Raw genomic sequence first — 14,147 nt, forward strand, 5'->3', positions numbered from 1 at the left:
GCAGGACAGGATGGAACCATGACATCCACGGCTTACGTCCCGCGTGTCCATCTGGTGGGCAGCATACCGCTGGAGAATTCGGAAGCGGCACTCCGGACGGCAGCGACGCTCGGCAGCAGCCTTGCCCGTATCCCCGATGGAGAGACAGGAGAACGCTCCAACTGGATCGCCTGGCAGCACGGCGTCTTCACCCGAAACGCACAGTTCCGGACAACCCGCTCACATCGCCCTCAGTACAGCGCACGCAACTTTCTGGCCATCGCCCCGGGGGTCGACCCGGACGACGTCACGATCGGGCCGCTGGGCTATGCCAAAGCGGCCGTGGACAGCTACCAGGTTTTCATGCGGCTGCGCTCGGAGGGAGTCATTCCCGATGGCACCCGCTTCCAAGTCAGCCTGCCCACCCCGGTCGGTGTTGTCATCAACTTCTTCGAACCGGCCGCTCGACCGCTTGTCGAAGGCCCCTACCAGACCGCCCTGGGCGCCGAGCTCGACACCATTCTGGCTGCCATTCCCGGCCGCGATCTCGCCATACAGTGGGATGTCGTATGGGAGTTCGCCATGATCGAGGGCTGGAGTTCGGAAGCCGAGTGGTGGGGCGGCGACGCCTTCGCTGACATCGTCGAGACACTGGCAGAATTGGGCAATGCGGTGCCGTCCGACGTCGAACTCGGATTCCACCTCTGCTACGGCGACGCCAACCACAAGCACTTCATCGAGCCCACCGACACCCGGTCGATGCGAGATGTCGCCAACGGCGTGCGGCAGACACTGCGTCGGCAACTGGACTGGGTACATATGCCGGTTCCGCGGGGCCGCGACGACATCGACTACTTCGCCCCGTTGTCGGAACTGGACCTCGACGACGACACCGAACTCTATCTCGGCGTCATACACCTCACGGACGGGATTCCCGGAGCCAACCGGCGCATCGCGTCTGCAGGGTCAGCAGTCACCGGATTCGGCGTGGCGACGGAATGCGGATTCGGCCGCCGGCCGCCCCGGTCCATCCGGCAACTCATCGCCATTCACCGCGATCTACTCACCGCAGCGCACGACTAAATCGCCACAGCGGGCGCTCACCCCGATCGGCGGTCGGACTCCCGCGCCGATCAGTGGTTCCGCAGAGCGGAGATCAGATCGTTCTTCGACATGCTCGACCGCCCCGGGATACCGACCTTCTTCGCCCGGTCGTACAGCTCCGACTTGCTCATGTCGTCGTAGCTCGGCGATCGCCCGCCACGCTTGGACACGGTCTTGCGTCCCTCACCGGCCGACGCGTTCGCGATCCGAGCCGCCTTCTCCTTGGACGCCCCCTTGTCGCGCAGCTTCTGATACCGCTTCTCGTCCTTGATACTCGGATTCGGCACCACAACCTCCTCGATCCACACGTGATCCCGGCCCAGCCGGCTCGCCAAGGGGCATGCCCCGCACACCCCCCGCGAAACACGATCCGCCTCCCGAACCGTGACCGATATCAGCCCGTCATCCGCATCCGATCTCAGGTCCGCGTTCCGACCTGCTGTTCGGGGTACGCCACCCGGGAGCAGTCGGCCGACGGTGCGTCGCGGGCAGGGAGGACGTCGAGATGGTGGCGCGGACGGTGACGAGGAAGCTGATCGACGAGCACCTGGTCTCGGGCGAGCCGATCGCAGGCGAGGAGATCGCGCTGCACATCGACCAGACCCTCACCCAGGACGCCACGGGCACCGTGGTCATGCAGGAGCTCGAGGCGATCGGCCTGGATCGCGCCCGGACCGACGTGAGCGTTCAATACGTGGATCACAACCTCCTGCAGGCCGACGAACGCAACGCCGAAGATCACGAGTTCCTGCGATCGGCCGCCCGCCGGTACGGACTGTGGTTCTCCAAGCCGGGCAACGGCGTCTCGCACCCCACGCACATGCAGCGGTTCGGCGTGCCCGGAGCGACGATGGCCGGGTCGGACTCGCACACCTGCGCGGCCGGCTCACTGGGAATGCTCGCCATCGGTGTCGGCGGCCTCGAGGTGGCGCTGGCGATCGCGGGCGAACCCCTCTACGTACGGATGCCCGAGGTCTGGGGCGTGCGGCTGGTCGGCCGGCTTCCGGACTGGGTGTCGGCGAAGGACGTCGTGCTCGAGATGCTGCGACGCCACGGCGTCGACGGCGGTTTCGGCCGGGTGATCGAGTACCACGGCCCGGGGTTGGCCGGCCTCTCGGCGATGGACCGCCACGTCATCGCGAACATGGGGGCCGAACTGGGTGCGACGACCACCGTGTTCCCCTCCGACGCCGCTGTAGCCGACTTCCTGCGTTCCGAGGACAGGCAGGGCGCCTTCCGCGAGATCACCGCGGACCCAGGAGCGCTCTACGACGTCACCGAGGAGATCGATCTCTCCGAGCTGGAACCGTTGATCGCTCGTCCGTCGTCGCCGGGCAATGTCGTGCCGGTGCGGGAATGTGCAGGGGAGCCGGTCGGTCAGGTCGTCGTCGGCTCGTCCGCCAACCCGGGCCTGCGCGACTTCGCCGTGGTCGCCGCGATGGTCGACGGCCGCCAGACGTGCGACTCCGTCAGCTTCGACGTCAACCCGTCGTCGCGGCAGATCTTCGAGGACATGACCCGGATGGGAGCAACGTTCCAGCTCATCGCCGCGGGGGCGCGGATCCACCAGGCCGGCTGCCTGGGCTGCATCGGAATGGGGCAGGCACCGGCGGCCGGGCAGAACTCGCTGCGCACCTTCCCCCGCAACTTCCCGGGCCGCTCGGGCACGGCCGAGGACGCGGTGTGGCTCTGCTCCCCCGAGACCGCGGCCGCCGCCGCGCTCACCGGCGTCATCACCGATCCACGTGAGTTCGCTCGCGACAACCATCTGACGTGCCCGGACCTGCAACTGCCCGCCGAAGCGTCGGTCAACACCGCGATGCTCGTGGCGCCGCTGTCGGCCGCGGAGGCGACGGAGATCGAGCTGGTCAAGGGGAGCAACATCTCCTCGCTACCCGATCTGTCCCCGCTCCCGGACGCGCTCGACCTCCCGGTCCTGCTCGTGATGGGCGACAACGTCTCGACCGACGAGATCTCGCCGGCCGGGGCGCGGGCTCTGCCCTACCGCTCCAACATCCCGAAACTTGCCGAGTTCACGTTCACCCGGGTCGACGAGAACTACCCGGCTCGAGCCGCGGAAGCCGGCGCCCATGCCGTGGTGGCCGGGAACAACTACGGGCAAGGATCCTCGCGTGAACACGCCGCGATCACGCCGCGGTACCTCGGCCTCGCGATGGTGATCGCCAGGTCCTACGCGCGCATCCACTGGCAGAACCTGGTGAACTTCGGGGTACTTCCACTGACCTTCGCCGATCCTGCCGATCACGACCGGATCCAGCCCGGTGATGTCCTGCATCTCAAGGATCTGCACTCGACCCTGGCCGCCTCGGCAGAGCTCACCGTCACGTGCGGCGATAACGACAGAGCGTTCACGGTCACGCACCAGCTGTCTCCGCGACAAATCGACACGATCCTGGCCGGTGGACGGATCCCGCAGCTCGCTGAACAACAACGCTCCGGATGACGTGCTCGTACTGCAAATGACGCATAGCGGCCGTCCACGCGGAGCACACTACGGTCGGATATCGGCCGTATCCAGGACAGTCCGCCACTCGGCGGGTCGCGCACCGACCCGTCTCGGTGGTAGTCAAGCAGGACAGCCTTGCTCCGTGACGATGACAGGGCACGTCATCTCACAAGTTTTCACGACGATGGCCTTCACGAACCGACACCACTCATCGGCTTCCGGTTGATCGGACGGGCGGAAGCCGACCTTGCGGGGAAGGATCCACGTTCGATGAGCATCCCGGTGCGCCAGGCGATCAAGATCGGCGGCTATCTGATCAAGCAGAAACTGGCCGGCCGAAAGAAATTCGCCCTGACCTTGGAACTGGAACCGCTATTCGCGTGCAATCTCGCCTGCGGCGGCTGCGGCAAGATCCAGCATCCGGCAAGCGTGCTCAAACAACGCATGCCCGTCGAGCAGGCACTCGCGGCAGTGGACGAGTGCGGCGCCCCCGTCGTGTGCCTGGCAGGCGGGGAGCCCCTGATGCACCCTCAGGTCGAAGATATCGTCGCCGGCCTGGTCAAGCGGAAGAAGTACATCTACCTGTGCACCAACGCCCTGCTCCTCCCTCGCAAGATCGACAAGCTGCGCCCGTCCCGCTACCTCGCGTTCGCCGTCCACATCGACGGGCTCCAGGAGCGCCACGACGCATCCGTCGCCAAGCCCGGCGTGTTCACCCAGGCCGTGGACAACATCCGGGAAGCGCAGCGTCGCGGGTTCCGCGTCACCACCAACACCACCTTTTTCAACACCGACAGCCCTCAATCCGTCATCGAGGTCCTCGACTTCCTCAACGATGATCTGCAGGTCGACGGCATGATGCTCTCCCCTGCCTACGCCTACGGCAAGGCGCCCGACCAGGAGCACTTTCTCGGCGTGGCAGAAACCCGCGAGCTGTTCCGGAAGGCGTTCGCCGACGGTCGACGACAGCGCTGGCGGCTCAACCACTCGCCACTTTTCTTGGACTTCCTCGAAGGGAGACTCGACTTCCCCTGCACCGCCTGGGGAATTCCCTCCTACTCGCTCTACGGCTGGCAGAAGCCCTGCTACCTGATGGGCGATGGTTACGCAGAGACCTATCAGGAGCTCCTCGATACGACCGACTGGGACGCCTACGGCCGGGGCCGCGACCCTCGCTGCGCAAACTGCATGGCCCATTGCGGCTACGAACCCACCGCGATCACTGCGACCCTGGGATCGCTCAGACAATCGATCCGCGCCATCCGATGACACAACCACGGAATCCGCTACATCACCGGTAGGGTCGCTTGTCCGTCGGTTGATCCGCCGGTCGACCCGACAATCGCCGGCGGGGACTCCCACTCACGGCTGCGGGGCGGCCACGATCTGGGCACCCCGATGACCCGCACCACCCGACGGGACGAGGAATGCGCCTTCCCCCGGATTAGATCGCGCTGCCGTGGGGAAGGTTGACGCATGAGCGTTAGGTCCTGGATCGGTAGATGGCCGGTGTATCGGCAGGCCACAGGGACGGACCGCCTGGGGCGGGGCAGTGCCGCCCGGTCGCCGCGGACGGATCAGAAGCCCGCCCGCACGAGCCAGGCCGACCAGGTGACGAAGTCGATCTGCCCGTTCTGCGCGGTGGGCTGCGGGCAGCGGGTCTTCGTCAAGGAGGGCGAGATCATCCAGGTGGAGGGCGATCCGGACTCGCCGATCAGCCGCGGCCGCCTCTGCCCGCGCGGTTCCTCGACGCTCTCACTGGTGACCTCACCCAGCCGGGTCACGAAGGTCCGTTATCGCCGTCCCCACGCCAGCTCGTGGGAGGACCTCGACCTCGACACCGCCGTCGACATGATCGCCGACCGGGTGCTCGAGACCAGGGCGCGTACCTGGGAGGACGTCGACGAGAACGGGCAGCACCTGCGCCGGACCATGGGGATAGCGAGCCTCGGAGGGGCGACCCTCGACAACGAGGAGAACTACCTCATGAAGAAGCTGTACACGGCCATGGGCGCGATACAGATCGAGAACCAGGCCCGTATTTGACACAGCTCCACCGTCCCCGGTCTGGGGACCAGCTTCGGTCGGGGCGGCGCGACGATGTTCCAGCAGGACCTGGCCAACTCCGACTGCATCATCATCCAGGGCTCGAACATGGCGGAGGCGCACCCCGTCGGGTTCCAGTGGGTGATGGAGGCCAAACGGCGCGGGGCCACGGTGATCCACGTCGACCCCCGGTTCACCCGGACCTCGGCGGTGGCGGACCTGCACGTGCCGATCCGGGCGGGCACCGACATCGCGTTCCTCGGCGGCCTGATCAACTACGTGCTGCAGAACGAGGCGTACTTCGCCGAGTACGTCACGGCGTACACGAACGCACCGACGATCCTGCGTGAGGACTTCGCCGACACCGAGGACCTCGACGGCCTCTTCTCCGGTTACGACCCGCAGGCGAGCAGCTACGACACCGAGACCTGGCAGTACGAGGGCACGCAAGTCACGGCGGCGGCCGGCGAGCACGACCCGTACGCGACCGACGAGCCCGCTGGTGACGACGAGACGCATGCGAGCTCGGACGAGCGCATGCAGGAGTCGAGCGGGGCAGAGGAGGCGGGCTCCGGCGGCGCCTCCCATCGCCCGCAACCGACGCAGGACCCGACGTTGCAGCACCCGCGCTGCGTCTTCCAGGTGCTCAAACGCCACTTCGCGCGCTACACCCCGGAGATGGTGGAGCAGGTCTGCGGCATCCCGCCGGAGACGTTCGAGCAGATGGCCACCGCGCTCGTTCGCAACTCCGGGCGCGAACGCACCAGCGCGTTCGCCTACGCCGTCGGCTGGACCCACCACACCGTGGGCGTGCAGTACATCCGCACCGCGTCGATCCTGCAACTGCTGCTGGGCAACATCGGCCGGCCCGGTGCGGGGATCCTCGCCCTGCGCGGTCACGCGTCGATCCAGGGCTCCACCGACATCCCGACCCTCTACAACATCCTGCCCGGCTACATCCCGATGCCACACGCCCACGAGGAAGAGGACCTCGCGAGCTTCCTGCGGGCCGACGTGGGGCAGAAGGGGTTCTGGGGCAACATCGACGCCTACACGGTGAGCCTGCTCAAGGCCTGGTGGGGCGACGCCGCCACCGAGGAGAACGAGTACTGCTTCGGGTATCTGCCTCGCCTCACCGGTGACCACAGCAACTTCCAGACCGTCGTGGACCAGATCGACGGGAAGGTGCCCGGCTACTTCGTGATCGGTGAGAACCCAGCGGTCGGCACCGCCAACTCCCGCCAGCAGCGGATGGGCCTCGCGAACCTCGACTGGCTCGTCGTGCGGGACATCAACATGGTGGAGACGGCCACCTTCTGGCAGGACGGCCCGGAGATCGAGACCGGCGAGATGCGCACGTCCGACATCGCCACCGAGGTGTTCTTCCTGCCCGCGGCCACCCACACGGAGAAGGACGGCAGCTTCACCAACACCCAGCGGCTGCTGCAGTGGCACCACAAGGCGATCGACCCACCTGACGACGCCCGCAGCGACCTGTGGTTCTACTACCACCTCGGCCGGAGGATCAGGGAGAAGCTCGCCGGCTCCACCGACCCCCGGGACCGCCCCCTGCTCGACCTGACGTGGGACTACCCCACCGAAGGTCCCTATGACGATCCGAGCGCCGAGTCGATCCTGCGCGAGATCAGCGGCACCGGTCCGGACGACAAGGCCGTCTCGGGCTACACCGCCCTCAAGGCCGACGGCTCCACGCGCTGCGGATGCTGGATCTACAGCGGCGTCTACGCCGACGAGGTCAACCAGTCCGCGCGCCGCACCCCGGGCCAGGAGCAGACCTGGGTCGCCCCGGAGTGGGGATGGGCGTGGCCGATGAACCGGCGCACGCTCTACAACCGGGCCTCCGCCGACCCCGACGGCAATCCGTGGAGCGAGCGCAAGGCCTACATCCGCTGGGATCCAGACGAGGGCATGTGGGTCGGCCCCGACGTGCCCGACTTCGAGGCGACCAAGCCGCCGGACTACCGGCCGCCCGACGGTGCGCGGGCGCAGGACGCCCTCGCGGGCAACGAGCCGTTCATCATGCAGTCCGACGGACGGGCCTGGCTGCACGTTCCGGCCGGGCTCGTCGACGGCCCGCTGCCCGCGCACTACGAGCCGCAAGAGTCGCCGGTGCGCAACGCGCTCTACGGACAGCAGAACAACCCCGCCCGGCAGCGCTACGACCGTCCGGAGAACCGCTACCACCCGGATCCGGGAGAGCCCGGCGCCGACGTGTTCCCGTTCGTGTTCACGACGTTCCGGATCACCGAGCACCACACGGCAGGCGGGATGAGCCGCTGGACGCCGTACCTGAACGAACTGCAGCCCGCCATGTTCCTCGAGGTCTCCCCCGAGCTCGCCGCCGAGCGCGGTCTGGAGCACGGCGGATGGGCCACGGTCGTCACCGCGCGGTCGGCGATCGAGGGCAGGGTCCTCGTCACCGAACGGGCCAAACCGCTACGCCTGGGCGGCGGGCGCACCGTGCACCAGATCGGCATCCCGTGGCACTGGGGGCCGAACGGGCTCTCGACCGGTGACGCGGCCAACGAGCTGCTGTCCGTCTCGCTCGACCCCAACGTCCACATCATGGAGACCAAGGCCGCCACCTGCGACATCCGTCCTGGCCGGCGGCCGCGCGGACCGCAGCTCGTCGAGTTCCTGACCGAGTACCAGCGCCGTGCCGGGCTGGAGGAGACCGCATGACCAACCGCCTCTCCGGACCGCTGCCCGATCCCTCCGCAGACGCCGGCTACCCGCCCGACCACCCGGAACGGGTCGGGTTCTTCACCGACACCAGCGTCTGCATCGGCTGCAAGGCATGCGAGGTGGCCTGCAAGGAGTGGAACGCGCTGCCGTCCGAGGAAGCCGGCATTCCCGGCGACCTCACCGGGATGAGCTACGACAACACCGGCGGGCTCGGCGCGAGCACCTGGCGGCACGTCGCTTTCGTCGAGCAGACGGTGCCGGCGCAGCGTTCGGCCACGGTCGATCTCGGCATGCCGTCCACCGGGCTGCCCGACGCGGCGAACGACGGGCGCGGGGACGCCACCGAGGTGCGCTGGCTGATGTCGTCGGACGTCTGCAAGCACTGCACGCACGCCGCGTGCCTCGACGTCTGCCCCACCGGAGCGCTGATCCGCACCGAGTACGGAACCGTCGTCGTCCAGAACGACGTCTGCAACGGCTGTGGCTACTGCATCCCGGCCTGCCCGTACGGGGTGATCGACCAACGGCCCGGTGATGGCGGAGCGTTCAAGTGCACGATGTGCCACGACCGGCTCGGTGCCGGCCTGATGCCCGCCTGCGCCACGGCCTGCCCCACGGAGTCCATCCAGTTCGGGCCCCTCGACGAGCTGCGGACCCGTGCCGCCGAGCGGGTGGACGCGCTGCACGCCGCGGGCGTCACCGATGCCCGCCTGTACGGGCACGACCCGAACGACGGCGTCGGCGGCGACGGGGCGTTCTTCCTGCTCCTGGACGAACCCGAGGTGTACGGGCTCCCGCCGGACCCCGTGGTCACCACCCGCGACCTGCCCTCGATGTGGCGCCACGCGGGTGCCGCGGCGGCCGCGGTCGCGGGCGTCGTGGTGGCGGCCTTCCTGGGAGCGCGGCGATGAGCCGCCGTCGCCCGGTCGACGGGACGACGAGCTGGACCGGGGACCGGGTCGGCGGCTGGGCCCCGTACGGCACTCGCGACGACCGGCCGGGCGCCACCGCACCAGGCGGGGCCGGACCAGGGGGTGCAGGTCCCGACCGGCCCACAGCCGAGGCACCTCGGAGCCGCCCTGGCCGGCCCCGCGGCGAGCAGCTGATGGTGCCCGAGGCCGAGTTCCGCACCTACTACGACCGGGCGATCATCAAGCCCCCGGTCTGGAAGGTGCCCGACGTCCCGATCTACCTCTACCTCGGCGGTGTGGCGGGCGTGTCGGCCGCGATGGCCGCCCTCGCCGACGCCAGTGGACGCCCGCTCCTGCGCCGCGTCGGGCGGCTGGCTGCGGGGTTCGGGGCGATGGCCAGCGTCGGCGCGCTGGTGCACGACCTCGGCAGGCCCACCCGCTTCCTGAACATGCTGCGGGTGTTCAAACCGACCTCGCCGCTCTCGGTCGGTTCGTGGATCCTGGCGCCGTTCGGGACGCTGGCAGGCGCCACCGCCGCATCCGAGCTCACCGGCGTCGCCCCCGGGCTCGCCCGCCTCGCCGGCGCCGGTGCCGGCGCCCTCGGCCCTGCCCTCACCACCTACACGGCCGTTCTGCTCGCCGACACCGCCGTACCCGCGTGGCACGAGGGCCACCGGGAGCTGCCGTTCGTCTTCGCCGGAAGCGCCCTGGCCAGCGGGGGCGCCGTCGGGATGCTGGCCGGGGGCGAGGCCGGTCCGGCCCGCGGGATCGCCGTGGCCGGCGCAGTCATCGAACTGGGCGCGACGGCCGCACTGGAACGACGACTCGGGCCGACGGCCCGCGCCTACCGCACAGGCCGTGCAGGCACGGTGCTGAGGTCTGCCCGCGCCGCCACACTCGCCGGCGCCGCCGGCACCCTGCTCGCTGGTCGCGTGCGCCGTCCCCGACTCGTATCGCTGGTGTCCGCAGCGCTGCTCAACGCCGGGTCGGCCGCCACCCGCTACGGGATCTTCGAAGCCGGTATGGCATCCGCACGGGACCCCGAGTACACGGTTGCCCCACAGCGACAGCGGCTGGCCGACGCTCAGGACGCCGACCCGGCGCCCGGCTGAGCGAGCTGCCGGGCTCGGCATCGGTCAACGGGGGCCGGCCCGCGGGCCATGATCAGCGGCTCGAGACCGCCAACCTGTGCCAGACGCGGCTGTGGGGACCGAAACGGCGATCTTCGCCGGACGGGTGGGAGCAACTGCCCCGCCGGATTCCACGCCCATGATCGTCGATTTGGGACCGGGAACCGCACTGCACCCGGGTATGCGGCCCCAAATGGTGATCACAGCCGGGGCGAGCGGGCCGACCCCTGCGTTGCCGGGCAGCCCTGCCCGATGCTCGACCATGATCACCAGTTCGGGACCGACAACCGGACAACACACGGCTCCGCGGCCCCAAACGACGATCACCACTCGCGGCTGGCCAGCACCCCGCCGGCGACGGCCCCCGTGCCGCCCATGATCAGCAACTTGGGACCGGGAACCGCGCCAGACACGGGCGTGCGGCCCCAAACGACGATCTTGCTCGGGGTCAACGGGCCGGCCGGCTCCCTGCTGGCAGCCGGCCCGGTACCCGACACGCGATCAAGATCAACAGTTCGGCCCCGGCAACCGGACGAGACACGGCTCCGCAGCCCCAGACGACGATCACCGGTGACGGCGAGCCGATGCTCGCCGAGAGGCGATCCCCAAGCTGCCCATGATCACCAGTTCGGGACCGACAACCGGACAACACACTGCTGCGCGGCCCCAAAAGACGATCATCGCCCCGCGCGCGCCGGCGCTCGCCGAGAAGCGGCCGCCTTGCCGACCATGATCAGCAAACCGGGGTCGATAACCGTGCTGGACACGGCTGCGCGGACCCAAACAATGATCATCCTCGGCGCGGACGAGTCGGCCCAGCCGCGACAGCGGCCGGCCCGGGTAGCCATCCATGATCAGCCGCTAGGGACCAACAACACGCGCATACGCCTACCCGGCCCAACACCGATCAGCACCCGGGCGAGCGGGTCGCCCCCCGCCTTGATGGGCGGCCCGCCCGCTACTCGACCATGATCACCAGTTCGGGACCGACAACCGGGCAACACACTGCTGCGCGGCCCCAAAAGACGATCATCGCCCCGCGGCGCGCCGGCGCTCGCCGAGAAGCGGCCGCCTTGGCGACCATGATCAGCAAACCGGGGTCGATAACCGTGCTGGACACGGCCGCGCGGACCCAAACAATGATCATCCTCGGCGCGGACGAGTCGGCCCAGCCGCGACAGCGGCCGGCCCGGGTAGCCATCCATGATCAGCCGCTAGGGACCAACAACACGCGCATACGCCTACCCGACCCAACGCCGATCGGCGCGCGGGCGAGCGGGTCGACCCCCGCCTTGATGGGCGGCCCGCCCGCTGCCCGACCATGATCACCAGTTCGGGACCGACAACCGGGCAACACACTGCTGCGCGGCCCCAAAAGACGATCATCGCCCCGCGCCGTGCCGACGGTCGCCGAGAAACGACCTCCTTGCCGACCATGATCAGCAAACCGGGGTCGATAACCGTGCTGGACACGGCTGCGCGGACCCAAACGATGATCACCGCGGCGAGCGGGTCCGCCCCGTCTACTGGGCGGCCGGACCGATAGCTGTCCATGATCAAGTCGGAGCCGGCAGTCGGGCGGCACACGGCCGCGCAGCACTAGGTGACGATCACGGGTGGCGACGAGCCGGTGCCCGCCGGGCCACGGCCCCGCGCCCTCCATGATCGGCAGATCGGGACCGGCAACCGCGCTGGACGCGGCCATGCGGCCCAAAACGATGATCTTCCTTGGCGGGCTGGGCGGGTTGGCCCTGCGTCGCTGGGAGGCAGGCCCATGCGCGTCGATGATCGGCAGTTCGGGACCAGGAACCGCGCTGGGCACGAGTGTGCGGCCCCAAACAATGATCATCACCGGTACGGGCCGGGCCGAGGGGATCCTCGTCGAGATCAGCCAGGACATGACCGGTTCCCACCATCCGGCACCTGGCCCGTTGGTGCCCGAGCAGCGGAGTCGTCCGGGCGGTGGAGATCGGACCAGCGGCCCACGAAACCACCATGGCTGGCCGATGTGCACCAAGCACGCCCGGGCGGCGGAGAAGGCCGAGGGCACCGACGTGTCGGCCTATTGTCAGGAAGTCATACAGCGCCAGAGCGACCGGACAGGGATCATGGGCGGCGCCCCACCGACGCGGTGACACGTCCGAAGCGTCGTGGTCCGTTCAGTCAGCAGGCTTGGAGGAGTGAACTCGCGTGGAGATGTACATCATCCCCTTGGGCACCTGTAACTGCCCTTACGAGGTGGTCGCGCCTGGGGTGAGCGATGGCAACCTCGTCAAGCTGCCGGTTCCCTCGTACCTGATCAAGCTCGACGACGGCAAGAACCTGCTGATCGACACGGGCATGAGCCGCCTCCACATCACCGACCCGCTGGCGACCTGGCGGGGCACCGAGATGGTCGACGTCCTGGTGCCGGAGATGCAGCTGGAGGACAACCTCGAGGTCCGGCTCGCCGAGCTCGACGTCCGGCCCACCGACATCGACTACGTCATCAACACGCACCTGCATTTCGACCACGCCGGCAACAACGACCTGTTCCAGCGGGCCACCTTCTTCGTCCAGCGCGAGCACTACGACTTCGCCAAGGACAACGGCAGGTTCCCCAACCAGTACTGGAACCTGCCGAAGTTGAAGTACGAGCTGCTCGACGGCGAGATGGAGCTGTTCCCCGGCATCGAGGTCCTGCTGACTCCCGGCCACGCCCCGGCGCACGAGTCGGTCATGGTCCGGCTGCCGGAGACCGGCAACATGGTCGTCTGCGGCGACGCCGTCTACACCCAGGACAACCTCGATCACGCGTCGTGGGGCGGACAGGCGGATCCCGAGGCTGCCGCCGAGTCGGCCGCCAAGCTCCAGCGCATCGCCCAGGAGCAGAGCGCCACGCTGCTGTTCGGCCACGATCCCGTGCAGGCAAAGCAGTTCCACCGTTCCCCGCAGAGCTACCGGTAGAACCGCCAGGGCGACAACGACGCATTCCTCCTGACCCGCGGCTCGGTCTTCGACGGGAGCAGCCCGGCTCCTGTCCCCACCAGCTGGACCGCAGCGGTCAAGCGGTGCCGAACGTCTGCGTCATGATGATGAGGTCCGGGTACGAACCGTCCGGCTCACGGAAAACATTCTTCTCCACGTGGTCTTCCACGAAGCCTTCGGAGAGGAACAGCTTTCGCCCGCGGACGTTCTGCGGCTTCACGCGCAACCAGACTCGGCCGGCCTTGTGCACCCTGTCGGCCCGGGTGACCGCCGCCTGCAAGACGGCTCGCCCGCGCCCGCCGCCGCGCCACTCGGGACGCAGCACCATCCGTCGGATCTCGATGGCGCGATCCGGCTCTTCCGGGCCCGCAAGCCCCGCGAGCAGGGCATAGCCGACGGGAACGCCATCGACTTCGGCGACAGTGTGCTCCTGATCGGGATCGTCGAACGCCTTCTCGTGCCACGCGATGCCGGTGACCGTCAGATAGCGGGCGGTGTCCTCGGCCGCCTCCATCTCCGCGAGGGCCGACAGGTCGTGTGGCTCGCCAAGTCGGAACTCGAGATCCATGTCCTCACATCCTGCCGCACGCTGGGTGATCGCGAACCACATCCACGACCTCACGAATGCACTGATCATTCACCAGAAGCGCGCTATATCGGAATCTTGCTCATGAGAAAGTCCGACCCGAGTCAATCAGTTACTCGTGGCGATCTCGGCCACGCTGTCCACATTGTGTATTGCGGCGATCCCGGCGACGCAATCAGCCCGCCGCAGCGTACATCGCCGAGCGTCTCGCGGATCACGACGACGCCGTCCTCGGTGCGGCCGTCCGTACC

General features: G+C 68.5%; 9 protein-coding genes. 7 read left to right on the top strand and 2 right to left on the bottom strand.

Translation table 11 applies throughout. The annotated features are described in order from the left end of the window. The first annotated feature begins 18 nt into the window (after positions 1–18). Positions 19–1,062 carry a hypothetical protein gene (locus tag ACQPZQ_RS30190; protein ID WP_433286352.1) on the top strand — a complete coding sequence of 348 codons (1,044 nt, stop codon included), beginning with the start codon at positions 19–21 and terminating at the stop codon, positions 1,060–1,062. 50 nt (positions 1,063–1,112) lie between these two features. Here the strand turns inward: ACQPZQ_RS30190 and ACQPZQ_RS30195 are convergent, their stop codons facing one another. Further along, positions 1,113–1,370, bottom strand: coding sequence for a DUF7218 family protein (locus ACQPZQ_RS30195; protein WP_433286355.1), 258 nt, complete (start codon positions 1,368–1,370; stop codon positions 1,113–1,115). 218 nt (positions 1,371–1,588) lie between these two features. On the opposite strand from ACQPZQ_RS30195, the gene ACQPZQ_RS30200 reads away from it, so the two are divergent. The 6 genes from ACQPZQ_RS30200 to ACQPZQ_RS30225 all read left to right on the top strand — a co-directional run bounded on the left by ACQPZQ_RS30200 (position 1,589) and on the right by ACQPZQ_RS30225 (position 13,289). After that, positions 1,589–3,547, top strand: coding sequence for an aconitate hydratase (locus tag ACQPZQ_RS30200; protein ID WP_433286357.1), 1,959 nt, complete (start codon positions 1,589–1,591; stop codon positions 3,545–3,547). Positions 3,548–3,820: 273 nt separating this feature from the next. Beyond that, complete coding sequence (gene hpnH / locus ACQPZQ_RS30205) at positions 3,821–4,819, top strand: adenosyl-hopene transferase HpnH (RefSeq protein WP_433286359.1); 999 nt, start codon at positions 3,821–3,823, stop codon at positions 4,817–4,819. Positions 4,820–5,026: 207 nt separating this feature from the next. Beyond that, a complete protein-coding gene (gene fdh / locus ACQPZQ_RS30210; protein WP_433286361.1) occupies positions 5,027–8,299 on the top strand; it encodes a formate dehydrogenase in 3,273 nt (1,090 codons plus the stop codon). After that, positions 8,296–9,213, top strand: coding sequence for a 4Fe-4S dicluster domain-containing protein (locus ACQPZQ_RS30215; RefSeq protein WP_433286363.1), 918 nt, complete (start codon positions 8,296–8,298; stop codon positions 9,211–9,213). The genes fdh and ACQPZQ_RS30215 overlap by 4 nt, the downstream gene beginning before the upstream one ends. Positions 9,214–9,407: 194 nt before the next feature. Then, a complete protein-coding gene (nrfD, locus tag ACQPZQ_RS30220; protein ID WP_433299420.1) occupies positions 9,408–10,325 on the top strand; it encodes an NrfD/PsrC family molybdoenzyme membrane anchor subunit in 918 nt (305 codons plus the stop codon). A gap of 2,271 nt (positions 10,326–12,596) precedes the next feature. Next, positions 12,597–13,289: an N-acyl homoserine lactonase family protein gene (locus ACQPZQ_RS30225; protein WP_433286364.1), complete on the top strand. Its 693-nt coding sequence runs from the start codon at positions 12,597–12,599 to the stop codon at positions 13,287–13,289. 97 nt (positions 13,290–13,386) lie between these two features. On the opposite strand, the gene ACQPZQ_RS30230 is transcribed toward ACQPZQ_RS30225, so the two are convergent. Beyond that, positions 13,387–13,878 carry an N-acetyltransferase family protein gene (locus tag ACQPZQ_RS30230; protein ID WP_433286365.1) on the bottom strand — a complete coding sequence of 164 codons (492 nt, stop codon included), beginning with the start codon at positions 13,876–13,878 and terminating at the stop codon, positions 13,387–13,389. Positions 13,879–14,147: the final 269 nt, after the last annotated feature.

This window comes from Pseudonocardia sp. CA-142604 (assembly GCF_050948475.1).
GTDB classification, from domain to species: Bacteria; Actinomycetota; Actinomycetes; order Mycobacteriales; family Pseudonocardiaceae; genus Pseudonocardia; species Pseudonocardia alaniniphila.